Raw genomic sequence first — 23,923 nt, 5'->3', positions numbered from 1 at the left:
TAATGGGAACGGAACATGACTGAGTGCGCGGTCATTCTGGCGGGAGGCCAGGCAAACCGAATGGGCGGTGGTGACAAAGGACGATTGATGCTGGGCGATCAGTCATTGATCCATCGCGTCATCGATCGAATCACACCGCAGGTCGGCGCCGTAGTGTTGAATGCCAATGGGGATTTGAGTCGTTTTGATGATCTGCGTTTGCCCGTGGTAGCCGATTCTATCGCCGATTTTCCGGGCCCGCTGGCCGGTGTGCTCGCAGGCATGGATTGGGCTGCCGAGCAGGGGCATGAATGGCTGATCAGTGTCGCTGCGGATACCCCTTGCTTCCCACTGGATCTGGCAGCGCGATTGGCCGAATGCCATACCCCGGTGGTTTTGGCCGCCACGCCGGATCCGGAGCGTGGCCGACTGCCCCAGCCGACCTTTGGCCGTTGGCAGGTCGCTTTGCGACATGATCTGAGGGCCGCCTTGAATGACGGCGTTCGCAAGATCCGCCAATGGACCCTGGCCAAGGGTGAGTCGTTGGTATTGTTTGGCCCGGACGATTTTTTTAATATTAACACACCGGAAGATCTGGCTTGGGCGGAGCAGCACCTGAAGTGAACGTCATCGGCATTGTGGGCTGGAAAAACTGCGGGAAAACCACCCTGGTCAGTTCATTGATTCGTGAGCTGACCAGCAGAGGGTTAACGGTAAACTCGATCAAACATGCCCATCATGCGGTGGATGTGGACCAACCCGATACCGATAGCTACCGTCATCGTGATGCCGGCGCCAGGGAGGTCATACTGGCGGGTGGGCAACGCTTCGCTATCATGCACGAGTTGCGCGGCGCAGACGAACCAACACTTGAAGAACTGCTCGCCCGGCTGGGGCCCTGCGACTGGGTCATAGTCGAGGGGTTTAAAGCCCATTCACACCCCAAAATTGAGGTGCACAGGCAGGAGTGCAACCGTGAGCCACTGTACCCGAACGACGCCAGCATCATTGCTGTGGCAACGGACTATTCTCCGGATTTTGCGGGTCCTGGTTTTGATATGAACGACGTGCCTGAACTCGCTGACTTTATTCTAAATTCTGGAAAGCCATGAACCCGCTTCGTAATGACTGTTTTGCCTTGCCCCCCGGGGTAAACTGGACGCCGGTAAACGAGGCGCTGAAGCGATTGCGCTCACGCTTACACCCAGTAGTGGGTGTGGATCACGCTGTCCCGCTGTCGCAGGTAAATGGCCGGATACTGGCGAGCGATGTCTATGCGCCTCGCGCTCACCCCCCCAGCAGCAATTCTGCGGTCGATGGCTATGCGTTTGCAGGGCCTTTGACCGAGGTGCCCTGCGCCCTTCCTTTAATTGATGGCCGAAGTGCCGCCGGGGAGCCGTACAAGGAGCATGTGCCTGAGGGACACGCTATTCGGATTCTAACCGGCGCGGTGATACCGGCCGGCACTGATACGGTGGTTCTGGAAGAGGACTGCGAAGTCGTCGGTGATCAGCTACATTTGAACGGCACATTAAAAGCGGGCGCCAATCTGCGTAAGGCCGGTGAAGACATCAAGGCACAGGACCGGATTCTAACAGCGGGCACCCGCCTGACGCCTACCCAGATTTCAGTCCTCGCCAGTGTTGGTGTCGAGTCGGCCGAAGTCTATCAGCGGCTTCGCGTCGGAGTCCTGTCCACGGGTGATGAGGTGAAGCCAGTCGGTTCAGCAGTCACCGATTGGCAGATTTACGATGCAAATCGCCCGATGCTAAGCGCTCTGGTAGCACAGCTTGGCTATCAGCTGGTGGACCTGGGCCACGTGCTGGACCGGGCCGAAGACGTCAAAGCGGCGTTGGAGCGCGGAGCTGAGCAGTGCGACTTGATCCTGACCAGTGGAGGCATTTCCGCAGGCGACGAGGACCATGTGTCGAAAACACTGAAAGCCCATGGTGAAATCAGCAATTGGCGCATTGCGATCAAACCGGGTCGCCCCCTGGCGCTGGCCATGTTCCAGGGCACGCCCGTGGTGGGTTTGCCGGGGAATCCGGTTGCAGCCTGGGTTTGCGCGCTGTGCTTTGGCACACCCGCGATGGCGCTGCTGGCAGGGGGGGAGTGGTTCGAACCCCAAGGCTATATTGTTCCCGCCAACTTTTACAAGAACAAAAAGCCGGGGCGCAACGAGATGTTGCGAGCTAGGGTCCGTAATGGGCAGGTTGAGGCATTCGGCTCTGAAGGCTCGGGCCGGGTCACCGGCTTGGCCTGGTCCGACGGTTTAGTGGATTTGGACGACAGCGCTCAGCAGATAGAGCCAGGAACTCCAGTGAGGTTTATTCCCTACGCCAGCTTCGGCCTGTAATGCCTGTCGAGCATAATCAGTCGTAGCCGCCATGGACGGCAAAGGCTTCAAGCGAAGCATCTTGCGGTGCGCGAGTGTGGTAGGTCTCCTCAACACCCAACTCTGTCAGTGTGCGGCTGACCATCATCAGGGTGTTGTCCTCAAAGTCCTCGCACATGCTGCGCATCTGGTCGATTTCTTCGCAGGCGAAGGGGTAGGCAGCATCAATATCCGGCGCATTATAAAGCTCGACAAAGGTTTTCGCCAGGGTTGTGCGCAGCTGCTCCAATTCGGCTTCAGTGATGCTGCAAACACCAACAAAACTGGCGCGTCCACCAGATTCTATGCTGTACCAACCGTTACTGAAGGCCTGACGAGCCTTACCCTTCAGCTCGGCTTCGGTCCAGTTGGAAAATTCAAATCCGCCCGAGATTGCCCATTCTCCGCTGGGCGCCGGCAGTGCAAATACGTTTTGGTCAGATATATCCAGGCGCAGGGTTCGGGCCAGTTTCATGTGTGCTCCGCGAATTCAATCAAACTCAGTGTCTCGGTCATGACATCCTGGCGCAATAGCATCCGGCCTTTTTCATCCAGTCCAAAAAAGACACCGGGCTTTGGGTAGCTAATCGTTTCACCCAGAGTGTCGCAGCGTGGCCGCCACTCTTTGTGTACGCGCTCGAATCCGCTATCCATGAAGTGGGTCAGCCACAACAGGGTGTGTTTGGACCAGCTTTCCAGCAGCGCCATGGGGGTGATTTCGACGCAACCTTCCTCTTGCAGACAGGTTTCATTCGGGTTTTTGCCAGGCTCGTCGTTCAAAGCCTTGAAGGCCACATGAATGCCGATGACTAGCCATTTAGGACGCGCTTTGGGATCTGACACGTCCGCTGCAAAGCGGACACCACCGCAGACCGCGCCATTGACCTTGATGCGATCAGGCCATTCAAAGTGCACGGGCACTTCCGGCGGCGCCAGTGCGCCCAGACTTTTGGCCAAGCCTATTTGGGCAACGTAGACGGCTTGAATAGCATCTTCCAAAGGCGTTTCCGGCGCCAGCACTAAGGCCGCGCGCAAGATGTCGACCGCCTCGGAGTAAAAAATCGTGCCCGAATCGACTCCTGCGATGGCTCGGCTGACGGCTTTATCAAACGGATCTGTGTGTTTGGCAACCACTTCGCCAGAGAATAGCGGCGGGAATTGAGGTGATTCGCTCATCGCATGGCCTGGGCGTAAACGTCAGAAGCGATAATTTCATCCGCAATGCGCTGGAAGGTTTGGGCCTGAGGGCTTTCCGGCTTTGACACCACAATTGGAACCCCGCCGTCCGAACCGATACGAATGTCCAGGTCGAGCGGGATTTCTCCCAAAAAGGGCGCTCCAATCTTTTTTGCCTCAGCCCGGGCGCCGCCGGATCCGAAGGGGTGATGCTCTTTACCGCAGCCGTCGCAGACAAAGGATGCCATGTTTTCAATTAAGCCAAATAGTGGCACTTCCATCCGGTTGAACATATCAATGCCTTTGCGCGCGTCCATCAGTGCAATGTCCTGAGGTGTCGAGACCACAATTGCACCCGCAACAAAGAATTTCTGGCTCAGGGTCATCTGGACGTCACCTGTGCCCGGCGGAAGATCCACCAGCAACACGTCCAGCCTGCCCCAATCCACCTGGTTCATCATCTGCTCCAGGGCACCCATCAGCATAGGACCGCGCCAGATAATGGCTTCGTCATCCGGGGTCATCAGACCCAGGGACATCAGGGTCACACCGTGGTTGCGCAGGGGCAGTATGGTATGCCCGTCAGGGCTGGAAGGGCGCCCTGAAACACCCAGCATGCGGGGCTGGCTGGGGCCGTAGACGTCGGCGTCTAATAAGCCAACTTTAAGACCTTTCGAGGCTAGCGCGACAGCCAGATTGGACGCCACTGTCGACTTGCCTACGCCGCCTTTGCCCGAGGAGATGGCAATGATGCGATCAATCCCCTCCGGGTTTTTGTCTTTCGGCCGGGGCGCGTCTGAAGCGATCAGCCCGGGTTTTCCTACTTCGGTGTATTGAACCATGCTGTGTCCTGTTTGGTTTTTAGTTGTCTAGGTAGTCGTCCCTGGTGCGAACCCGGGGACGCTCGCCCATCGCCATGGGCGAGTTATCGCCGTGGAATTGGGCTTTGACTCGACAGTCGTTACACATCTTAATTAGCTGAACATTATCAGCGTTGGTGTACATCCAGTGTTTGTTCTCCAATTTTTCAACAATTCGGTTAATGGTGCTGGCAACGCCAAAGGGAGCGCCACAATTGACGCATTCGAAAGGGTCTTCGCCATGCAATGCTCTTGGGATCAGCGCATCGTTCGACAGATCCAGCCGGGGCTTCAGAATGATGGCCGTTTCCGGGCAAGTGCTTTCGCAGACGCCGCATTGAACACAGGCGTTTTCCGTGAACTGAACCTCTGGCCGGTCCGGATGATCGCCCAGGGCACCAGTGGGACAGAGCGATACGCAGGCCAGACAGAGCGTGCACTTGTCGGAATTGATCTCGATTGCGCCGTAGGGTGCACCCGCTGGCAGGGCAATCGGCGCTTCGATCCTGTCTGCCATTGCGGCGACGGTGACCCGTGTGATGTCACGGCGACCGCCGACCAGTAAAATCGGTTCGCTCACTCGCCCGACGTTGTCTCCAGCCTCGCCAAGTTCCTCGGCTGCGATCACACGGACTCGGCTGGGGGAGTTTTTGGTACCGCTGAGCATAGCCTGGGCCAACTCAACTTCAGCGGTAACCGCCTGGCGGTCTGTCTTGTTGTCCGCCAGTATCAGAACTTCGGCGTAGCCCGCGCCAAACGCCGCCATTATCTCAGCATGGCCGATACGATCGATATGCTCCAGACCCAGCGGAATCAGGTCGTCCGCCAGTCCATCGTAATATCGTGCCAGGAAGGCAATGGCGTCCGCACCAGCGCCCAACGTATGAAAAACCAGGCGCGGGGTTTCGTCGGTATGCTCGCGATAGACCTTCGCCATAACCGCCATAACTTGGGTCAGGGCCTCGAAGGGAGTTTCGTTCATGGTTACGGCCGACGTCGGGCAAACCGCCGCACAGGATCCGCACCCGGCGCAAATATCCGAATTGATTTCTACGTGGTCCCCGGCGGAAAAAATCGCCTCGGTGGGGCAAACGTCCAGACAGCGGGTGCAACCGGGCTGATTCGCCCGGGAGTGCGCGCAAAGGGAGGTTTCCAGCTTGAAATACACGGATTTCTCAAACTCACCGACCCGGTCCCTGGCAGTCAAAGCAATACGTTCTAACTCTCCGGCTTTGGTCGGATCGGCCCAAAAGTAGCCGTTGCGTTTTTGATAACTGGGAAACGCCGGCTCGCCGCCACGCAGGTCGATAAACACGTCGCACTCACTACGGGCGGTGGCTTCAGCCTCGCCGTAACCGAGGGCGCCGCGACCCGCGAGATTCAGGGTCTGCAGCTGAGCAAACTCCAGTTTAAAGCAACCTAACGCGCCCTGAGCGGCCGTCAGTTGACCTTTAGCAACGTTGTAACCGGCGGAGGGCAGCTGTATCGGCCCCGCATCATTGACGATGCAAGTGACGCCCAGTTCGTCCTGCACCAGCTCGGCCATTCTGATGGTCTGCTCGGTGGGGCCGACAATGCAACACACACCGCTGGACTGAATGGTTTTCAAGGGCACCATAGGAGCCGGTAGTTGGGCCGCGGCGATCAAGGCTGCTTGCTTGGCGTGTACGCGTTTGGGCTTTGCGCTCGATGCGCTCCAGCCAGCGCGATCTCGGATGTCGATGGTACTCAGCGGCGCGGATTGCTGAATTTCAGCTTGTACGTCCTCGCTTAAACGCTCGAATAAGGCGGCCTGTTGGCCACAGGCAATGAGCAATTCGTTACTGTCACCCAGGTGCTCGGCGGCAGTCTTCATATCTTTGCCGCACAGTTGATCCACCACGATCACCTGCTCAGCCGCCGCGGCCGTTTGCAGTGCCTTGGGATTAAAAGACTGAGTTTTGTCGCAGGTACATAACAGTAGGGTTTTGTGTGCCGTCATAAGAGTTCAAACTCTTTTAGTTGTTTTATACGCATACATGGTTATTGCCGTTTGTCGAGCATGCCACAGTCGTTTGTCATTGGACAATTGAATAATTGTTTGGGCTCTGCTAGCTTTATAAAAAAAAGAGAGTTGCCATGAGCAGTCGCACAGATAACTGGAAACGCGAGTTACAAGTTGGTGCCGTAGTTCGCCGGTCGCCTGGTGTGACGCGGTGGGCGCGGGATATCTGGAAGCCAGTGGCTGTTATACTGGGCGCACCGGAGGCGTTTTGGAAAGAGTTGGTCCGCGAAGGCGAGGTGGTCGATTACCACGCTGGCACTGTGGCAATGGAATTATTTCGCGCCGATGTAGAGTCCTACCTTGTCTCCTTGAATATGACTGTCCCTTCGGTGTGGGTCATCCTGGATCGTGATGAAAGCCATCGGTCCCCATCAGGCTGGTTCGTTAGCACCATTACCGCGAGTGCCTTCGAGGCTCAGGAAGCCTTGGACAGTGGCGAGAGCATCGTCGAAGCTGTGCCGATTCCCGAGTCTCTTGCAGCCTGGATCGACGAGTTTATCCAGATGCACTACATCGAAGAGCCGTTCAAGAAACGCCGTCGCGACAAGCACCGGGTTGATGGCATCCAGGATGGAAAAGGCGATGTACGTATCCCTCAACAGAGCGACGTTTTCCGCGCACCCGCCCACATTAAAAAACCAAGAGTTCACTGATGACTGAGTCACGCTTACAGCGTTGGACACGCAAAAAAACCAAAGCTGGCAAAGAAACTGAACTCGCTCCCGCTTCGACGGTTGAGCCCGAACTGTCGTTCGAAGAACAGGAACTTGCCGTTAATGAGGTCATGCCCGAGCTTGGGGTATTGGAGAAGTACGATTTGCCTGACCCGGATGCAATCGAGCTGGGCACAGACATTACAGGGTTTATGCGGAAAGAGATTCCTGAACTTCTGCGCCGCAAGGCCCTGCGTGCGCTTTGGAAGTCCAACCCGGTTCTGGCGGTGCTGGACGGACTTAATGACTACGATGAAGATTTCTCTGATGCCGCCATTGCAGGCAACGCCGTAAAAACCCTGTACAAGGTGGGCCAAGGTCTAATCGATAAAACCAAAAGGGTTGACGTGCCAGCTGAGACTCAGGTCGAGGCTCTGGAAACCGTTGCCCCCGTGGTTACCCCAGAACTGGGCGCCGAAACACCAAAGCCCGAAATCACTGCTGATTCCTTGGCCACTACTCACCGTTTCGAACCTTCAGTTATCGAGGCTGAGGCGAAAGTGACCGAAGCTGACGTGGAACCTTCGCCGCGCTATCGCCCCCGGATGCGTTTTGAATATTAGTATTTGTAGACAAAGTTGCGCGAAAAGCGAATCGGTTATATAAATACTAGTGAATGTAACCGTCAAACAATAACTCCAAGGACAAAGATTTGACTAACACAGCTGAAGTTCAGTGCCCTCGCTCGATCAGCGACGAAGATCGTGCGCGAGCCCAAATATATCAGTTGCTGGGTGTCTTGCTGGGCGGCCCACCTTCAATTGAGCTACTTCGGGGGTTGGCATCCTTGCAGGGTGACGACACCCGGTTGGGGTCCGCCTCCAAAAATCTGGCTGCTCTTGCGGAACGCACCGCACCTGGTGACGCCGAGCGGGAGTACAACAACCTGTTCGTCGGCCTCGGGCGCGGTGAACTACTGCCGTACGCCAGTTATTACCTAACCGGTTTTTTGAACGAGAAGCCCCTTTCGGATTTGCGTACCGATCTGATGGCCAGGGGCATCAAATCCAGTGACCACGTTAAAGAACCTGAAGATCATATGGGCACGCTGTGTGAAATCATGGCGGGCATTATTGCGGGCGAGTTCGTGTGCGACAGTGATTTGCCTTCACAAAAAGCCTTTTTTGACGCGCACTTGGCAAAGTGGGCGGCGTTGTTTTTTACTGATTTAGAAAAAGCGCAAACCGCGATCTTCTATACTCCTGTGGGCACGTTGGGTCGGGCTTTCATGGCTGTAGAGGCTGATGCGTTTGCAATTCAGTAACGGGGATCTATCCGATCCCTTAACTCAGGTAGAGGTGTCCTATGGACAACCAAAAGCGTGAAAACAGCCGTCGCCGTTTCTTGCGGATGGCGGTAACTGCAGTTCCGGCTGCCGTTGCACTGGTAGTGGCACCGAACGCCGCAGCCAAGGTCGTTAAAGCCGCCCCTAAAAGCCGCGGTCTACGTGACACTGAGCACACACGTAAATATCTGGAATCGGCTCGCTTTTGAGGAAGCGTGAGTCATTCAAGGTTGCGTGATGCTCTTGGACGATTGCATTTCCAGAAAACGAGAATAAAAAAAAGAGGTGCCTGATATGTTAAGAAAGAAAACCAACGGGGTAGCGAAGGGCTCCCGTACAGGATCTTTACTTTCACCCCTCGCCGCAAAAACTATGGACCGCCGTGGGTTCTTGACTGCCTCCGGTGTCGCCGTGGGTGGACTGGCGGCTTTGTCGCTGACGTCTACGCGCGTTGAGGCTGCTACCCCGTCGACGGGGGGGGGCGAAGTAGTTCGCAAAAAGTCAGTGTGTACGCACTGCGCGGTCGGCTGTACGGTCGAGGCTGAAGTTCAAAATGGCGTATGGACTGGCCAGGAACCCGCTTGGGACAGCCCCATCAACCTGGGTGCCCACTGCGCTAAAGGCGCCGCGGTGCGTGAGCACGCTCATAACGATCGCCGTCTGAAATATCCCATGAAAATGGTCAACGGCCAGTGGCAGAAGATCCCCTGGGATCAGGCGATCAACGAAATCGGCGACAAGATGGTGCAAATCCGCGAAGAGAGCGGCCCTGACTCGGTTTACTGGTTGGGCAGTGCGAAGTTCTCGAACGAACAGGCCTACCTGTTTCGTAAGTTTGCGGCCTACTGGGGCACCAATAACGTCGATCACCAAGCCCGTATCTGTCACTCAACGACGGTAGCCGGCGTAGCCAACACCTGGGGCTACGGTGCGATGACCAACTCGTTCAACGACATTCACAACTCCAAAGCAATCTTCTTGATCGGGGGTAACCCCGCAGAAGCACACCCGGTGTCGCTGCTGCACATTTTAAAAGCCAAGGAAGAAAACAACGCGCCGCTTATTGTGTGCGATCCACGTTTCACGCGCACCGCGGCTCATGCTGATGAGTATGTGCGTTTACGTCCGGGTTCAGACGTCGCGCTGGTCTGGGGCATCCTGTGGCACATCTTTGAAAACCGCTGGGAAGACAAGGAGTTCATCCGTACCCGAGTTTACGGCATGGACGAAATCCGTGAAGAAGTCGCGCGCTGGAACCCTGCGGAAGTTGAGCGCGTTACCGGTGCTCCGGGTGCTCAACTCGAGCGCGTCGCGCGTACGTTGGCTAATAATCGCCCGGGTACTATCATTTGGTGTATGGGTGGTACCCAGCACACCAACGGTAACAACAATACTCGTGCGTACTGTATATTGCAGTTAGCGCTGGGTAATATGGGCGTCGCCGGCGGCGGTACCAATATCTTCCGCGGTCACGATAACGTTCAGGGTGCCACTGACCTGGGTGTCCTGGCTGATACCTTGCCCGGCTACTACGGCCTGACCGCTGGTGCCTGGGCTCACTGGGCACGCGTCTGGGACGAAGACCTGGATTGGTTGAAGGGTCGTTTTCCCTCATTCGATAAAAACGGCAAGACCCTCGCCATGATGAACGAGAAGGGCATTCCCGTGTCTCGCTGGATCGATGGTGTTCTGGAAGCCAAGGAAAACCTGGACCAACCCGATAACACCCGCGCTATGGTTCTGTGGGGCCACGCGCCCAACTCGCAGACCCGCATGCTTGAAATGAAGGAAGCCATGGAAAAGCTGGACCTTCTGGTCGTAGTGGATCCCTTCCCCACCGTTTCAGCGGTGCTGCATGATCGCAAAGAGGGTGCTTACCTGCTGCCAACGACCACCCAGTTCGAGACCACGGGTTCCGTCACCGCCTCGAACCGTTCGCTTCAGTGGCGTGAAAAGATATTCGAGCCCCTGTTCGACTCGAAGGTCGATCACGAAATCATGAAGCTGTTTGCCGACAAGTTTGGTTTCACCGATCGCATGTTCCGCAACATTGCTATCGAAGGCGACGAGCCGGTGATTGAAGACATCACTCGTGAATTCAACCGTGGCATGTGGACCATCGGCTACACTGGTCAATCGCCGGAGCGCCTCAAAAAACACATGGCGTACCAGCACCACTTTGACAGGACCAGCCTGCGTGCGGTGGGTGGACCCTGCGATGGTGATACCTACGGTCTGCCGTGGCCGAGCTGGGGTACGCCCGAGATGAACCATCCGGGAACCGCAAACCTGTACGATCTGTCGCTTCCAGTATCACAGGGGGGGCTCACCTTCCGTGCCCGCTTTGGTGTTGAGCGCGATGGCGTAAACTTGCTTGCTGACGGTGTTTACTCGAAAAACTCAGAGATTAAAGACGGGTACCCCGAGTTCACCATGCAAATGCTGATGGATTTAGGCTGGGATAAGGACCTGACGGCTGAAGAGCGGGCCAGCATTGATGCGGTGGCGGGTGCCGAGACCAACTGGAAGACCGATCTGTCAGGCGGTATTCAGCGTGTTGCGATCAAGCACGAGTGTGCACCCTTTGGTAACGCCAAAGCCCGTGCGGTGGTCTGGAACTTCCCGGATCCAGTGCCGGTTCACCGCGAGCCGCTGTACACCACGCGTCGCGATCTGGTCAAAGATTACCCGACTTATGCCGACAAGCATTTCTGGCGTGTCCCGACCCTGTACGAGTCAATTCAAAAGAAAGACTTCAGCAAAGACTTCCCCATTATTCTGACTTCAGGCCGCTTGGTTGAATACGAGGGTGGTGGTGACGAGACGCGTTCAAACCGCTGGCTGGCGGAACTGCAGCAGGACATGTTCATCGAGGTGAATACGCGCGACGCGAATAACCTGAACATTCGCGACGGCAAGGACGTCTGGGTTTCTGGCCCTGAGGGCGGACGCATCAGGGTGAAGGCGATGGTCACCGAGCGCGTCGGCGAAGGCGTGGCCTTTATGCCGTTCCACTTCGGCGGACATTTAGAGGGTAAGGACCTAAGGGACAAGTATCCCAAGGGCTCTGATCCCTATGTCTTGGGCGAATCCACTAACACGATTCAAACATACGGGTATGACTCGGTCACGCAGATGCAAGAGACCAAAGCCACCCTGTGCTCGATTATGCCGGCATAATAGGAGGTGTAGACCATGGCACTTGAAGGACAAGCACGCGCAAAATTCCTTTGCGACGCCGAACGCTGCATCGAGTGTAATGCTTGCGTAACGGCCTGTAAGAATGAGCATGAAGTCCCTTGGGGCATCAACCGTCGACGCGTCGTCACCATCGAGGATGGTAAACCCGGCGAGCGTTCAATCTCGGTGGCTTGCATGCACTGTTCAGACGCGCCCTGTATGGCCGTTTGCCCTACGGATTGCTTTTACCAGACTGAAGACGGAATAGTGTTGCACTCCAAAGACCTGTGTATCGGTTGTGGGTATTGTTTTTATGCTTGCCCCTTCGGCGCGCCCCAGTTTCCCCAAGCGGGCAACTTTGGTAGCCGTGGCAAGATGGACAAATGTACGTTTTGTGCAGGCGGTCCAGAAGAAGACAACTCATCGGCCGAGTTCTCCAAGTACGGGCGCAACCGTATTGCAGAGGGCAAGTTGCCGATCTGTGCGGAAATGTGCTCGACCAAAGCGCTGTTGGCCGGTGATGGCAACGAGGTGGCAGACATCTATCGCCAGCGGGTGGTGAGCCGTGGTTTCGGTTCGGGCGCCTGGGGATGGGGCACGGCCTACGAGAAGAAGGGCGCTTAAGCCCGCCCGACTGCTCCGGGGCCCTCGGGCCCCGGAATTGCTTGGGGCAAAGAATTCTTTTTGTCCGTTCCGTTGGAGTGCTTCCATGAACTTTAAAATATTTGGTGTCGCCGTTTTTGTATTGGCTACACTGATCTTCAATCCTGCCTTGGCGCAAGAGGCCTCCTCTGTCGATCGGACTGGTACTGGGGGAGCTCAAACCCTGGACGATATCATGGCTCGTCAAGCGCAGTTGGAAGTTGACGAGACCTTTCGGTCTGAGAACCTGGGTGATCCAGCCGATGCAGCGCTGAACAGTGATGAACTGGGTACTCTGGGAGGGCGCTCTGATGCCGACATCTGGCGCGGCATTCGTTACAACGAGATTGACTCCAGCACGCAGGTCCGGGGGCCTGCGGTTGACGTCCTGATCCAGGACGGCGGCATATCCTGGTATAAGCTGCGTGAAGGACCGATCATTACCTACGGCGGTGGCGCACTGTTAGGCACCATTCTGCTGCTTGTGGTGTTCTACTTTGCGCGCGGAAAAATCATGATCGACGGTGGCCCTGCGGGCACCAAGATTGAACGATTCAAAGCCATCGAACGGTTTGGCCATTGGTTGTTGTCGGGCTCGTTTGTCGCATTAGGTATTACGGGCCTGCTGACCCTAATGGGGCGCAGTTTCCTGATCCCTGTTATAGGGCCTGAAGCCTTTTCGACTCTGGCGATCGGCTCCAAGTGGATTCACAACAACATTGCATGGGCCTTTATGTTGGGTCTGGTGATGACCTTCGTCATGTGGGTGGCGCACAACATCCCCAATAAGCTGGACTGGCAGTGGCTCAAGGCGGGCGGCGGTATTTTCACCAAGGCTCATCCTTCAGCAAAGAAGTTCAACGCCGGTCAGAAAATTGTTTTCTGGACTGTGATGGTGCTGGGTTTCTCAGTGTCTTTGTCAGGCTTGTCTCTGTTGTTCCCGTTTGAAATTTTTATGTTCGCCGATACGTTTGCCATCATGAACAGCATTATGGGAACAGACTTCCCCACAGTGCTGGCACCGCACGAAGAGATGCAGTACGCCAACATCTGGCACTCGATTGTCGCGTTCGTGATGATGGTCGCAATAATGGCACATATTTATATCGGTTCAGTCGGTATGGAAGGTGCCTTCGATGCCATGGGTAACGGTCAGGTTGATGTGGAGTGGGCGCGTCAGCACCACGATCTGTGGGTCGCTGAGGTCGAAGCTAAACAAGGCAAAGGAGAATCATCGTGAAAGTCATGATTTTCGCATTTGTTGCAGCCCTAGTCATCGCCTCTCTCGCCCCTGTAGTTCTGGATCAGTTCGGGTGGTCTTCTGCCGAGCAATACAGCAGTGAGAGCGTGCGGCTTGAATGATCAATCAGAGCTATATCAAGAGGTACTCCAAATCGATGCCATCGGTCTGGTGTGCCCTCTTCCCATCTTGCGTTTAAAAAAACGCACTCAGGTTTTGCCCAGCGGCACTCAGATAGAGTTTCTGGCCGATGACCCCAGCGGTCGACGGGATTTACAGACGCTGTGTAAGCTGACCGGACACAGGATTGAGTGGATTCGCGAAGAGGATGCCGGTGTCATCCGTTATCGTATCTGTTTAGCCTAGTTGGCGTTCGAGAGATGGACGTTGTACTGATTTCATTTTCAGCACGCACTAACCCCAACGCTAGCAGTGCCGCTGTGGCAAAAACGGCAGATAATGTGTTACGAATACGGTTGTCTGTTTTAATTCCATACATAATGCGTAGCGACATTCAGCCATTCATTTCATATTTATCATACCGGGGACACACATTATGGCCGTGTTAGATCCATTTCATCTCGCCATACAAGTTCGAGATATAAACGAGGCTCGCCGATTCTATGGTGATCTTTTAGGCTGCCCCGAAGGCCGCTCATCCGACAGCTGGGTTGATTTCGACCTGTACGGTCACCAGTTTGTTTGTCATCTCAACCCTGCACTAAAAGAGCAATCCGCAAGCAGTCATAAAAACCCTGTAGACGGCCACGGCGTGCCCGTTCCGCACTTTGGGGTGGTTCTGGAAATGGATGCATGGAACAAGCTATCTGCAAAACTACGTGAGCACGGAGTGGCTTTCGAAATTGAGCCCTACATACGCTTTAAAGGGGAGCCAGGGGAGCAAGCGACCATGTTTTTTTACGACCCGTCTGGCAACGCTCTGGAATTCAAAGCCTTCACGGATCGCGAAGCCCAACTATTCCGCAAAAACTGAGTCTCTGAATCCGATATTTACGACTCATTGCGAGGGCCAGCGCAGTGAGTTACTTTGCCTAAAGCCTTGCCAGGTTTTGCAGTGTGGTGGATCCACTCGCGTTGCGCAGTTTCTATCAAATCTTCGGCGTAGTAAGTGCCAAGATTCAGGGGATTGACTCGGGTCGTCGCCCTAGAGGAAAAATCCGGCGGACTAGCGATTTTTGCAGGTTCGGTAACGCATAAAAAAACCAACCTCGTAACGAGGCTGGCTTTTTGTCAGGCGGAAAACGCCCTGTTTTAGCTTGGCAGGTATTCCCTGCTCCAGCTCAACCCTGCGATGTCACGCTCAATCATCGATTCAACTTCCGCTTCGGTATAGCCGATACTGGCCAGAACGCTGCGGGTGGAGTGACCGAATTGCTCGGCTGGCACAAAGGCCCGGGTAGATGCTTCTGTCGGGCGAACTGAGCAGTGATCAATCTGCGTAATGCTGTGGCCACTGGGGTGGTTCACGTAGGTTGAGAACGAGAAACTCCCCAAAGCCGTTCCCGGTGTGCCATCAGCTTCGCGGTTGTACTGTTCGCGCAAATCTCCAATGGCATTCGGTTGGGCTGCTGCAATGCTCGCTTCCTGCAGAATGTCTGCCCAGTAGTTGGCCGGCGCTGTCTGGAAAGCTGCGCGTAAGAACTCGCTGGTACTGGCCGCTGAACTAATGCCTTGTAAACCTTCGATGCCTTCGAGCTTGTCCATCTCCGAGCGGTTTGAGTCCAGGAAAACCCAGCCCTCACTGGTTTTATAAAAGTGCGACAACTCGTGGTGACCCAGTGCTTCCCGTCCGGATGGCTCGTTGAACGGCGCTCGGCCCTTATAGTCAAAGGCAAACGGAATTTGGGCAATGTTGGTCACCGCCGACAGGGAGGTGCGTGCGCGAGTGGCCTGGCCAGTTTTCAACTTGTGATAGAGAGAAACCGCCATACCCAGGCCCGCAGCAAAGCCACAGTTTACGTCCAGAGTACCGAGGTGAGCGTGCTCTTCTGGAGTAGCCGGGCCACCGAAGCGGCTCATGATGCCACTGTTTGCCTGAATAATGTCGTCGTACCCGATGTAGTCAGTCTTGGGCCCGAGCAGAGGACCACCAAGGCAATCGAGGCGACAGAACAGAACACCGGGGTTCAAGGCCTGCAGGCTGTCGTTATCCAATCCCAAGGGCTTCATTTGGCGATCTGGCGCATTAATCACAACCATGTCCACTGAGCGCACAAGGCGGTTAAACCCCTCGCGACCTTCCGCTGTGGTTATATCCATCAACGCACTTTGTTTATTGACGTTGGTCTGGAAAGTGAACAATACGCCAATCAAAGGATCGTACATCGGCTTGACCGTATCCAGCTTGATCACTTCTGCCCCAAAGCGGCTTAAAAAAGCGGTTGAATGCGGCCCTGCAATCACGTTGGTAAGGTCCAGAATACGCAGACCTTCTAGCCAGCCGTTGCCGCTGGCCGGCTGAATGGCCTGGCCGGTAGGCCGGGTTACCGTTTCCTGCGCCGCAACTGCGGACAGCTCAACCAGTGCTTCATCAAACGAAACCGTTTTGCGGGGACGCGGCGCGAGCATGTCTGCGGCGAACTCTTCCAGCCAGGCAATTGGCCCGGGCTGTTTCATCAGGCCAAACTCAGAATCGTTAACCTCAACAATCAGGCCAGCAGCGTTGGTGTGCTCATCATTCACCCACTCCTGGGTGGTGCGATGCGGCGCGCCGGGAATCTGACCCTCGCCAAACAAGACACCCCACTCTGTAGATGTCTTAGCCAGGAACGCTTTTTTCATCTTCTCGGAAATGATGTCAGCCCACTTTTTGGGTAGTGGATAAACGCCAATAGAGGTCTCGCCATCCCACTCGGCAACGGGCGCGTGCAGATCTTCAACTTCGGGTAACCCAGCAGCCTTCAGCTCGTCATAAACTCCCAGCAGTTTCAATGCACGTTTGGCATGATTGCGATGCGACGGACAAACGCAGTAGAACATGCGACCGTCAGCACACTCATAGGTGCGATAAAACGGATCGAGATATTCCTGCAGGTCTTCGTAACTCAGATCAAACTCGATGTTATTGGCCTTGCGGTATTCGATTTCATCTTCCCGCATGGTCTTGTAGCGGCTGGGCAGGCCGTCAATAACGTAGGAGTTGTAAGACAGGCCTTCCATCAAGGCAGCGGCAATCGGTACTTCAACGTGGTCACCCCGGCCGGTTTTTTCCCGCTCCAACAACGCGAGCACGGCGGCGCTTGAAGCGAGTGAGATAGCATAAGCTGAGCCCAGCGGGAGGGGGGAGAAGCTAGGATTAACGCCCATCAGCACTCGGTTAAAGCCCATGTCGGTGAACGCACCGCAGGTGGCAGCAACCACGGCTTCAGTCGCCTTCCATTCACGACGCAGATCATCGTTGCTGGCAAAACCTGGCACTGACAGGGTGATCAGTTCGGGACGATTAGCACGCAGTTTTGCGAAGTCTAAACCCATTTTTTTCATGACGCCCGGCCGGAAGCTTTCGATAACGATATCGGCTTTTTCGATCAGTTTTTTGGCCCGTGCCAACCCGGACTGACTTTTTAAGTCCAGCTTCAGACAGCTTTTGTTACGGTTCAACACAGCATTAGCTGGGTGGTCCCATTGGGGGCCATTAGGAGGATCGACGTGCACAACAGTGGCACCGAAGTCGGCCAACACCATGGCTACAGCAGGGCCGGCAATCTGCTGGCCAAAATCAACAACGCGCACACCTTCTAACGGCAGGGGGTTCTTTTTTGTCATTGCTCTTAATCCTTCTCGCTGTGCATCAACGTTTGTTGAGCTGTTATGAAAACCGACGATGATTCGGTGGTGATCATGTTAAGAGCACAACTGACGCTGGAACCAACGATAAAAAAGAGCTCTGAGACCCCAATTTATTTATAGGTAGTGGCTTAAGATGACGTGGTGGCGGCGCAAGCCATAAAAAAAATAACACCTTAGGGGCGGTTTTTATTGGTTCCAATCTACAACCAAACCCGACGAAAATAGCGGCACTTTGATTGAGGATGCCGAGACATATCAGGAATTCAGTGAGACAGAGCGAACAAAAATAATTAAAAAACTCCAAAAGAGGCTGCAATGTATGGACAACAAAAAAGACTATATCCGCTCGACCGGCTGGCTGGCTGGGACCCATCCAGTCATGTCGGTGGGCGCGGGTATTTTGGTGCTTGCGTTTGTTTTGTTTACCGTCAGTGACCCCGAATATGCGAATGCGTTGTACGGCGCGGCCAAGAATTTTATCGCTAAAGAACTGGCGTGGTATTACGTGGGTTTGGTCAGCGTTATTTTGTTTCTGGTGATTGGTTTGGTGTTTACTCGTTTCGGCAGCATACGATTGGGCAAGGACACTGATCGGCCAGAGTTCAGTAATTTTTCCTGGTTTTCCATGCTGTTTGGAGCAGGTATCGGTATTGGCATCCTGTTCTGGAGTATTGCCGAGCCTATTTCGTATTTCCAAGGCAATCCCTTTATCGCAGAAAACCAGCAACTGACGGTGGAAGCAGCGCAAGTCGCCATGCGTGTGTCTATCTTCCATTGGGGGCTGCATGGTTGGGCTTTGTTTGCCATGATCGGTCTGATCTTGGCTTATTTTAGCTACCGCAAAGGCTTACCTCTTTCTATTCGTTCCAGTCTGTACCCTATTTTTGGTGAGCGCATTTATGGCCCGATTGGCCACGTCGCTGATTTGTTGGCCGTGTTTGGTACCGTCTTCGGCATCGCCACCTCTCTGGGGATGGGCGCACAGCAAATGAATACCGGGTTGAATTACCTGCTAGGTGTTGAGGTTTCAACGTCGACTTATATCCTTTTGATTGCCGTGATTTCAGTCATTGCGATGATATCGGTCATTACCGGTGTAGACCGAGGTATACGTATATTGAGTGAGCTTAATATGCGCTTGACGATGGTAATTCTGGGGCTGTTTGTAGTGTTCGGCCCGACGGCCTACCTATTGGGAGCACTGGTGACCAATTTTGGCGACTACGTTGTCCACGCCGTTGAATTGGGCTTTTGGGTGGATCCAGATCCGGAAAGCCAATGGCAGGGTTGGTGGACCATTTTCTACTGGGGCTGGTGGCTTTCCTGGTCACCGTTCTGTGGTATTTTTATCGCCCGCATATCCAAAGGCCGTACCGTTCGCGAGTTTATACTTGGCGTATTGATCGCCCCGACTTTGTTAGCGGTTGCCTGGATTACTATCTTTGGCAATACCGCCATGTTTATCGAATTGTTCGGCAATGGCGGAGTGGTTGCTGCGGCCAATGCGGATACCACCATGGCGCTGTTCAAAACAATCGAACTGATGAATACCAACAGTTTGGTCGTTACCGTGATGGCAGGTATTTGCACCTTTATGCTGGTGACTTACTTCGTGACCTCTGCAGACTCTGCAACCCTGGTCGTGTGTACCTTAATTTCGATGGGTGATAGTGAGCCTTTGGCCCGTTATCGTGTGTTCTGGAGCGTAGCGATTGGTGCAGTGGCTTCAACCCTGCTGTTGACAGGCGGTCTGGCTGCTTTGCAAACCGCCACCATCGTTGCCGCGTTACCCTTCTCATTCATACTGATCATGGCCATCTACGGTCTGTTTAAATCACTGCTTGAAGAGCCGATACCAGGACAGCTGCATAAAGCCGCTGCCGTGGTAAGCGACGCTGAATTGCTGACGAGGCGACCTGAAGTAGCTGTGGCTACGGTTTCTCTCTGATCTTCAACACCACTACTCAGGGCCTCGGATCCACGCTGGGGTGAGGCCCGCAACGTTAAAAACAAGTGGAGCAAATATGGTTACTCAAGTCATTCTCCCGCGCATTCTGCAAATTGGCGAAGGAGCTTCACAGCAATTACCGCAGGTGCTGGCGAGCCTGGGTTGCAGTCGCCCATTAATCATCACCGATAAGATGATGGTTAAACTCGGTTACACCCAAACTATTCAGGACTGCCTGGCGGCGAGTGGACTGTCGGCCGACGTGTTCGATGACACCGTGCCGGAACCTACGGTTAGCTCAATACAGGCGGGCGTTGCCAAAGTACGCGACGGTGATTACGACAGTATTATCGCCCTTGGCGGCGGTAGCCCCATCGACAGCGCGAAGGCCATCAGTATTCTGGGCAAATTTGGCGGCGTGATGCGGGATTACAAGTTTCCGCGCATTGTTAACGAGTTGGGTTTACCCATCATTGCCATACCCACCACAGCCGGCACTGGCTCAGAAGTGACCAAAGTGACGATCATCACGGACGAGTCCAACGATGAAAAAATGCTGTGTGTGGGCGTTGGTTTTATGCCGTTAGCGGCTTTGGTTGATTTTAACCTGACCTTAAGCCTGCCCAAACGCACCACCGCCGATACCGGTATCGATGCCCTGACCCACGCGATGGAAGCCTACGTTAGCCAGAAGGCGAGCCTGTATACCGACGGCCAGGCCATTGCAGCAATGCGCTTAATCGGTCCGAATTTACGTCGCGCGTTTCATGATGGCACCGACAAACATGCTCGCGAGCGAGTCATGCTGGGATCCACCCTGGCCGGTATTGCCTTTTCCAACGCCTCGGTGGCTTTGGTACACGGCATGAGCCGACCGATTGGCGCAGCGTTCCACGTGCCCCACGGGTTATCCAACGCCATGTTACTGCCTGCGGTTACCGAGTTTTCCATTCCTGCCGCTGCGGAACGTTATGCTGACTGTGCTCGTGCTATGGGCGTTGCTTCTGAGCAAGACAGCACTGACGTTGCCAACAGCAAACTAATGGCCGAGCTTTATGCCCTGAATGACGAACTGGAGGTGCCGACTCCGGAACTGTTCGGTATCGATCGCGACGAATTTTTCCGGCTGCTGCCCACCATGGCTGAGCAGGCTTTGCAGTCTGGATCCCCGGGCAACAACCCCCGTGTACCCAGTGCCGATGAGATTATCGAGCTTTACAAAAAGCTCTGGTGAAGCTGGCAGCCCAACAACTTTTTTGATAAAAACAACCCTTACACGCGCAGCGTGAACTCACTTTGAGGACGTATTATGAGCACCGTAGGACATTTGATTAACGGCCAGATTGTTAACGACAAAAACCGTACCCAGCCTATTTTTAATCCTTCTACCGGTGACTCCACACGGCAGGTTGCGCTGGCATCTAAAGCCACGGTCGAACAGGCTCTAGCAGCAGCACAAGCGGCTTACCCTGCGTGGCGCGCGACTCCACCCATCAAGCGTGCCCGCATCATGTTCCGTTTCAAGGAACTGCTTGAGCAAAACGCAAATCACATCGCCCAGTTAATCGGTGAAGAGCACGGCAAAATTCAACACGATGCTCTTGGAGAGCTGCAACGCGGGATCGAAAATGTGGAGTACGCCTGCGGCGCTCCCGAACTTTTGAAAGGCGAGCACAGCGCTAATGTTGGCCCCGGCATTGACGCCTGGAGCGAGTTCCAACCGCTGGGCGTGGTTGCGGGTATTACACCGTTTAACTTCCCGGCCATGGTTCCGCTGTGGATGTACCCGATGGCAATTGTTTGCGGTAACTGTTTTATCCTGAAGCCTTCAGAACGCGATCCTAGCTCTACGCTGTTCATTGCTCAACTGTTGCAAGAAGCAGGCTTGCCTGACGGCGTTATGAACGTGGTCAATGGCGATAAAGAAGCAGTGGATACACTGTTACGAGACCCTCGCGTTCAAGCGGTTAGCTTCGTGGGCTCAACCCCCATTGCCGAATACATTTACACCACCGCCAGCGCTCACGGCAAGCGTTGTCAGGCTTTGGGCGGTGCCAAAAACCACGCCATCGTAATGCCCGATGCTGACATGGACAATACAGTGAACCAGCTGCTGGGCGCCGCATTTGGCTCCTCGGGTGAACGCTGCATGGCGCTGTCAGTTGCGGTTGCCGTGGGTGACGCTGCCGCTGATGCCTTGGTTGCCAAAATGGCCGAAGCCATGAAGGCGCTGAAAGTAGGTGCGTACAACGTCCCTAGCAATGACTTTGGCCCCGTGATCACCGCTCAGCACCGCGACAAGATCGTGGGTCATATCGACAGCGCAGAGAAGCAGGGCGCACGCATTGTTGTAGATGGTCGTAACCAGGTCGTTAACGGCCACGAAAACGGCTTTTTCGTGGGTGGCACGCTCATTGATCGGGTTACTCCTGAGATGACAAGCTACCAGGAAGAAATTTTTGGACCGGTGCTTCAGGTGGTGCGCGTTAAAACCATGCAGGAGGCCATGGATCTTATCAACGCTCACGAGTACGGTAACGGCACCTGCATCTTTACACGTGATGGCGAAGCCGCACGCTACTTCACCGACCATATCATGGTTGGCATGGTCGGCATTAACGTGCCCTTACCGGTACCCGTGGCATATCACAGCTTTGGTGGCTGGAAGCGATCCCTGTTTGGCGATTTGCACGCCTACGGCCCGGATGGTGTGCGCTTCTACACGCGTCGCAAGGCGATCACGCAACGCTGGCCTTCCGCCGGAGTACGCGAGGGCGCCGAATTCTCGATGCCAACGATGAAGTAAACGTACAGAGTTACCGCCTGTTTGTTGTAAGTTGATTCTTGGCGGTGTGCTCACAAGGTGAGCCACCGCTTTTTTATGCCTGGCGAGATGCTGGCATTAAATCAAGAGACAAAACACAATACGGCGCTCAACAACAAAAACAGAGTTGCGGACCATGAAAAAGAGACTTCCACCGTTAAATTGGTTGCGGACTTTCGAAGCAGCAGCACGCCATCTGAACCTGACCCAGGCTTCGGTTGAATTGAATTTGACCCAGGCCGCAACCAGTCAGCATATTAAGGGGCTTGAGTCCCAGCTCTACACGGTCTTGTTCCGGCGATTACCGCGGGGCTTGGAATTGACAGACGCAGGCAAGGCGTATTTGCCAGTGGTGCATGAGTGCATCAGGCGGCTCACCACAGCAACCGAAGAAATCTTCGGTCAGAGCAAAAATCGATTGTTAACTGTCAGAGTGAATCTGGTGTTTTTTACCACTTGGATTGCCCCTCGGCTTGCCGGCTTCTACGAGCAATATCCGGATGTGGGTGTCCGTTTCACCAGCAATATCTGGCTGGACAAAGAGATACACACCCATGATTCCGATATGGAAATTCGCTACGGCAAGGGGTATTGGCCGGGCTTCGATGCCGATCGGCTGAGTTGGGACCAGCTATTTCCTGTCTGCAGTCCGCGTCTGGCGAGCACCCTTGGGTCGATCAACCAAGCGGACCTAGGTGCCTGCGAACGGCTGAGCAAACAGACGCTGCTGCACGTTATCGGTTACGAGGAAGGCTTGGGCCATTGGCTCGATCAGGCTGGTTTGTCTGACATCCGGTTTTCCCATGAAATTCAGTTTGATACCTTGATTTCTGCGCTAGAGGTGGCAAAACACGGGGGCGGCCTCGCCCTCGGCAGGACGAGTTTGGTCGAAGATATGCTCGAAAAGGGCCTGCTTGTAGCGCCGTTTGCACAAAAAGTCCCAACGGCCGAAGCCTTTTATCTCCTGCGTCCGTCTAACAAATACGTTCATCCACACGCTGAAATTTTTCGTGGCTGGTTAATAAAAGAGGCCAAACAAAAACATTAGTTCTGAAAAAAACCTACTTGGCCAAACCCTGATCCCGCAAACCGTTCAATGGTTCTGCTGCTGATTTGGCAGACAGGTTAAGGTCACATGACCACTACTCCCAACGACAACGGCTGGGCGAACTGGCCGCTAAGCCCCATCCGTTCGATGGGCTTTTGGAACTGTCGCAATTTTGCTCAATTTTTTTATAATTACGCAAATACGCTCACTATCGCCGCAAGCACTCCCAGGCACGCTTGCTCGTCAGCTCCCGCCTGTCGCGTCTTAGCCGGTTTCCTCGAGAGACTGAATAGCCACCGGCGCGCAATCGGCTTTCTATATTGCCGATGCGGTCTGCATAATTCTCACAGGTTTTTTGCTGGGCAATCTGGGCCGCATTGGCTTGCGCGCGTTTTTGAGCCTTACCCTCAGACGTTGCACTGACCGAGTTCTGCTGCGAGTCAGGCTGAAGGCCCTGCAAACGGTCGCCACGGCGTCGGTTATTGTCAGCGACAGGAATCACAGTAGGCCTTCGGAAGTCAATCGCCTGGCTGCCGGGAGTTTTGGGCTTGTCGGTGAAGTGGGTAACGCCTTTGGCGTCGGTCCAGCGGTAGTAATCGGCTTTTGCCACGCCAGACAGGCTGACTAACACCACCATAACAGTAATGGATATCGGGACGGGTCGCATCGTTCATTCCTTTGACGTTTGCGGTTCGGCACAGCAAATGGGCTATCACTCAAAATCAGAAGATAACATGCTAAATAAGTGCTCGCACAAATTGTGTCAGTGACGCTGTTTTTTTACCCTCATCGGTTATGCT

General features: G+C 54.6%; 23 protein-coding genes. 17 read left to right on the top strand and 6 right to left on the bottom strand.

Annotated elements, in window-relative coordinates; all coding sequences use genetic code 11:
• Nucleotides 1-15 precede the first annotated feature (15 nt).
• The 3 genes from mobA to MELB17_RS02240 are packed head-to-tail and all read left to right on the top strand — an operon-like array spanning nt 16 to nt 2,335.
• Nucleotides 16-603, top strand: coding sequence for a molybdenum cofactor guanylyltransferase MobA (mobA, locus tag MELB17_RS02250; protein WP_036183186.1), 588 nt, complete (start codon nt 16-18; stop codon nt 601-603).
• Complete coding sequence (mobB, locus tag MELB17_RS02245; RefSeq protein WP_227498759.1) at nt 579-1,091, top strand: molybdopterin-guanine dinucleotide biosynthesis protein B; 513 nt, start codon at nt 579-581, stop codon at nt 1,089-1,091. Before mobA ends, mobB begins: the two co-directional genes overlap by 25 nt.
• Nucleotides 1,088-2,335, top strand: coding sequence for a molybdopterin-binding protein (locus MELB17_RS02240; protein WP_007348503.1), 1,248 nt, complete (start codon nt 1,088-1,090; stop codon nt 2,333-2,335). The genes mobB and MELB17_RS02240 overlap by 4 nt, the downstream gene beginning before the upstream one ends.
• A gap of 16 nt (nt 2,336-2,351) precedes the next feature.
• Here MELB17_RS02240 and MELB17_RS02235 read toward each other — a convergent pair whose 3' ends face one another.
• Genes MELB17_RS02235 through MELB17_RS02220 form a run of 4 tightly spaced genes read right to left on the bottom strand, consistent with a single transcriptional unit; the run spans nt 2,352 to nt 6,370 of the window.
• A complete protein-coding gene (locus tag MELB17_RS02235) occupies nt 2,352-2,828 on the bottom strand; it encodes a DUF6505 family protein (protein WP_007348502.1) in 477 nt (158 codons plus the stop codon).
• Nucleotides 2,825-3,529, bottom strand: a complete 705-nt coding sequence (locus MELB17_RS02230; RefSeq protein WP_007348501.1) for a biotin/lipoate--protein ligase family protein — start codon at nt 3,527-3,529, stop codon at nt 2,825-2,827. Before MELB17_RS02230 ends, MELB17_RS02235 begins: the two co-directional genes overlap by 4 nt.
• Nucleotides 3,526-4,371, bottom strand: a complete 846-nt coding sequence (locus MELB17_RS02225) for an Mrp/NBP35 family ATP-binding protein (protein WP_007348500.1) — start codon at nt 4,369-4,371, stop codon at nt 3,526-3,528. The genes MELB17_RS02230 and MELB17_RS02225 overlap by 4 nt, the downstream gene beginning before the upstream one ends.
• Nucleotides 4,372-4,390: 19 nt before the next feature.
• Nucleotides 4,391-6,370 carry a 4Fe-4S binding protein gene (locus MELB17_RS02220; protein ID WP_007348499.1) on the bottom strand — a complete coding sequence of 660 codons (1,980 nt, stop codon included), beginning with the start codon at nt 6,368-6,370 and terminating at the stop codon, nt 4,391-4,393.
• A gap of 137 nt (nt 6,371-6,507) precedes the next feature.
• Between MELB17_RS02220 and MELB17_RS02215 the strand changes: the two genes are divergently transcribed.
• The 10 genes from MELB17_RS02215 (at nt 6,508) to MELB17_RS02170 (ending at nt 14,487) form a co-directional block, all read left to right on the top strand.
• Nucleotides 6,508-7,086 (top strand): DUF3305 domain-containing protein, encoded by a 579-nt coding sequence (locus MELB17_RS02215; protein WP_007348498.1) that lies wholly within the window; start codon nt 6,508-6,510, stop codon nt 7,084-7,086.
• Nucleotides 7,086-7,709, top strand: coding sequence for a DUF3306 domain-containing protein (locus tag MELB17_RS02210; RefSeq protein ID WP_007348497.1), 624 nt, complete (start codon nt 7,086-7,088; stop codon nt 7,707-7,709). Before MELB17_RS02215 ends, MELB17_RS02210 begins: the two co-directional genes overlap by 1 nt.
• A gap of 89 nt (nt 7,710-7,798) precedes the next feature.
• A complete protein-coding gene (locus MELB17_RS02205) occupies nt 7,799-8,410 on the top strand; it encodes a molecular chaperone (RefSeq protein WP_007348496.1) in 612 nt (203 codons plus the stop codon).
• Between the two features lie 41 nt (nt 8,411-8,451).
• Nucleotides 8,452-8,640: a hypothetical protein gene (locus MELB17_RS02200; protein ID WP_007348495.1), complete on the top strand. Its 189-nt coding sequence runs from the start codon at nt 8,452-8,454 to the stop codon at nt 8,638-8,640.
• An 85-nt stretch (nt 8,641-8,725) separates the two neighbouring features.
• Entirely contained in the window at nt 8,726-11,611 is a 2,886-nt protein-coding gene (locus MELB17_RS02195) for a formate dehydrogenase subunit alpha (RefSeq protein WP_036183183.1), read from the top strand.
• A gap of 15 nt (nt 11,612-11,626) precedes the next feature.
• On the top strand, nt 11,627-12,235 hold the full coding sequence (gene fdh3B, locus MELB17_RS02190) for a formate dehydrogenase FDH3 subunit beta (RefSeq protein WP_036183180.1): 609 nt from the start codon (nt 11,627-11,629) through the stop codon (nt 12,233-12,235).
• 85 nt (nt 12,236-12,320) lie between these two features.
• Nucleotides 12,321-13,493: a formate dehydrogenase subunit gamma gene (locus MELB17_RS02185; protein ID WP_007348492.1), complete on the top strand. Its 1,173-nt coding sequence runs from the start codon at nt 12,321-12,323 to the stop codon at nt 13,491-13,493.
• The gene (locus tag MELB17_RS26030; protein WP_007348491.1) at nt 13,490-13,615 is read left to right on the top strand and encodes a hypothetical protein; all 126 of its coding nucleotides are present in this window, start codon (nt 13,490-13,492) and stop codon (nt 13,613-13,615) included. Before MELB17_RS02185 ends, MELB17_RS26030 begins: the two co-directional genes overlap by 4 nt.
• Nucleotides 13,608-13,859 carry a sulfurtransferase TusA family protein gene (locus MELB17_RS02175; RefSeq protein ID WP_007348490.1) on the top strand — a complete coding sequence of 84 codons (252 nt, stop codon included), beginning with the start codon at nt 13,608-13,610 and terminating at the stop codon, nt 13,857-13,859. The genes MELB17_RS26030 and MELB17_RS02175 overlap by 8 nt, the downstream gene beginning before the upstream one ends.
• A 190-nt stretch (nt 13,860-14,049) precedes the next feature.
• Nucleotides 14,050-14,487 carry a VOC family protein gene (locus tag MELB17_RS02170; protein ID WP_007348489.1) on the top strand — a complete coding sequence of 146 codons (438 nt, stop codon included), beginning with the start codon at nt 14,050-14,052 and terminating at the stop codon, nt 14,485-14,487.
• 278 nt (nt 14,488-14,765) lie between these two features.
• On the opposite strand, the gene MELB17_RS02165 is transcribed toward MELB17_RS02170, so the two are convergent.
• Entirely contained in the window at nt 14,766-17,279 is a 2,514-nt protein-coding gene (locus MELB17_RS02165; RefSeq protein WP_007348488.1) for a CoA transferase, read from the bottom strand.
• 343 nt (nt 17,280-17,622) lie between these two features.
• Between MELB17_RS02165 and MELB17_RS02160 the strand changes: the two genes are divergently transcribed.
• The 4 genes from MELB17_RS02160 to MELB17_RS02145 all read left to right on the top strand — a co-directional run bounded on the left by MELB17_RS02160 (nt 17,623) and on the right by MELB17_RS02145 (nt 23,123).
• Nucleotides 17,623-19,251, top strand: coding sequence for a BCCT family transporter (locus MELB17_RS02160; protein ID WP_007348487.1), 1,629 nt, complete (start codon nt 17,623-17,625; stop codon nt 19,249-19,251).
• Nucleotides 19,252-19,327: 76 nt separating this feature from the next.
• The gene (locus MELB17_RS02155; protein ID WP_007348486.1) at nt 19,328-20,485 is read left to right on the top strand and encodes an iron-containing alcohol dehydrogenase; all 1,158 of its coding nucleotides are present in this window, start codon (nt 19,328-19,330) and stop codon (nt 20,483-20,485) included.
• 75 nt (nt 20,486-20,560) lie between these two features.
• Complete coding sequence (locus MELB17_RS02150; RefSeq protein WP_007348485.1) at nt 20,561-22,057, top strand: CoA-acylating methylmalonate-semialdehyde dehydrogenase; 1,497 nt, start codon at nt 20,561-20,563, stop codon at nt 22,055-22,057.
• A 154-nt stretch (nt 22,058-22,211) separates the two neighbouring features.
• On the top strand, nt 22,212-23,123 hold the full coding sequence (locus MELB17_RS02145; RefSeq protein ID WP_007348484.1) for a LysR substrate-binding domain-containing protein: 912 nt from the start codon (nt 22,212-22,214) through the stop codon (nt 23,121-23,123).
• Between the two features lie 208 nt (nt 23,124-23,331).
• Here the strand turns inward: MELB17_RS02145 and MELB17_RS02140 are convergent, their stop codons facing one another.
• The gene (locus MELB17_RS02140; RefSeq protein WP_036183165.1) at nt 23,332-23,790 is read right to left on the bottom strand and encodes a DUF4124 domain-containing protein; all 459 of its coding nucleotides are present in this window, start codon (nt 23,788-23,790) and stop codon (nt 23,332-23,334) included.
• Between the last annotated feature and the right edge of the window lie 133 nt (nt 23,791-23,923).

Origin of the sequence: Marinobacter sp. ELB17 (assembly GCF_000169375.1) — a bacterium.
Lineage (GTDB): Bacteria > Pseudomonadota > Gammaproteobacteria > Pseudomonadales > Oleiphilaceae > Marinobacter.
This window is presented reverse-complemented; position numbering and strand designations above follow the sequence as displayed.

Excerpts from the sequence above, each read along its gene's own strand:
- mobA (WP_036183186.1), top strand. The coding sequence starts at position 16 with ATGACTGAGTGCGCGGTCATTCTGGCGGGAGGCCAGGCAAACCGAATG.
- MELB17_RS02240 (WP_007348503.1), top strand. The coding sequence starts at position 1,088 with ATGAACCCGCTTCGTAATGACTGTTTTGCCTTGCCCCCCGGGGTAAAC.
- MELB17_RS02235 (WP_007348502.1), bottom strand. The coding sequence starts at position 2,828 with ATGAAACTGGCCCGAACCCTGCGCCTGGATATATCTGACCAAAACGTA.
- MELB17_RS02230 (WP_007348501.1), bottom strand. The coding sequence starts at position 3,529 with ATGAGCGAATCACCTCAATTCCCGCCGCTATTCTCTGGCGAAGTGGTT.
- MELB17_RS02225 (WP_007348500.1), bottom strand. The coding sequence starts at position 4,371 with ATGGTTCAATACACCGAAGTAGGAAAACCCGGGCTGATCGCTTCAGAC.
- MELB17_RS02220 (WP_007348499.1), bottom strand. The coding sequence starts at position 6,370 with ATGACGGCACACAAAACCCTACTGTTATGTACCTGCGACAAAACTCAG.
- MELB17_RS02215 (WP_007348498.1), top strand. The coding sequence starts at position 6,508 with ATGAGCAGTCGCACAGATAACTGGAAACGCGAGTTACAAGTTGGTGCC.
- MELB17_RS02210 (WP_007348497.1), top strand. The coding sequence starts at position 7,086 with ATGACTGAGTCACGCTTACAGCGTTGGACACGCAAAAAAACCAAAGCT.
- MELB17_RS02200 (WP_007348495.1), top strand. The coding sequence starts at position 8,452 with ATGGACAACCAAAAGCGTGAAAACAGCCGTCGCCGTTTCTTGCGGATG.
- MELB17_RS02195 (WP_036183183.1), top strand. The coding sequence starts at position 8,726 with ATGTTAAGAAAGAAAACCAACGGGGTAGCGAAGGGCTCCCGTACAGGA.
- fdh3B (WP_036183180.1), top strand. The coding sequence starts at position 11,627 with ATGGCACTTGAAGGACAAGCACGCGCAAAATTCCTTTGCGACGCCGAA.
- MELB17_RS02185 (WP_007348492.1), top strand. The coding sequence starts at position 12,321 with ATGAACTTTAAAATATTTGGTGTCGCCGTTTTTGTATTGGCTACACTG.
- MELB17_RS02170 (WP_007348489.1), top strand. The coding sequence starts at position 14,050 with ATGGCCGTGTTAGATCCATTTCATCTCGCCATACAAGTTCGAGATATA.
- MELB17_RS02165 (WP_007348488.1), bottom strand. The coding sequence starts at position 17,279 with ATGACAAAAAAGAACCCCCTGCCGTTAGAAGGTGTGCGCGTTGTTGAT.
- MELB17_RS02160 (WP_007348487.1), top strand. The coding sequence starts at position 17,623 with ATGGACAACAAAAAAGACTATATCCGCTCGACCGGCTGGCTGGCTGGG.
- MELB17_RS02155 (WP_007348486.1), top strand. The coding sequence starts at position 19,328 with ATGGTTACTCAAGTCATTCTCCCGCGCATTCTGCAAATTGGCGAAGGA.
- MELB17_RS02150 (WP_007348485.1), top strand. The coding sequence starts at position 20,561 with ATGAGCACCGTAGGACATTTGATTAACGGCCAGATTGTTAACGACAAA.
- MELB17_RS02145 (WP_007348484.1), top strand. The coding sequence starts at position 22,212 with ATGAAAAAGAGACTTCCACCGTTAAATTGGTTGCGGACTTTCGAAGCA.
- MELB17_RS02140 (WP_036183165.1), bottom strand. The coding sequence starts at position 23,790 with ATGCGACCCGTCCCGATATCCATTACTGTTATGGTGGTGTTAGTCAGC.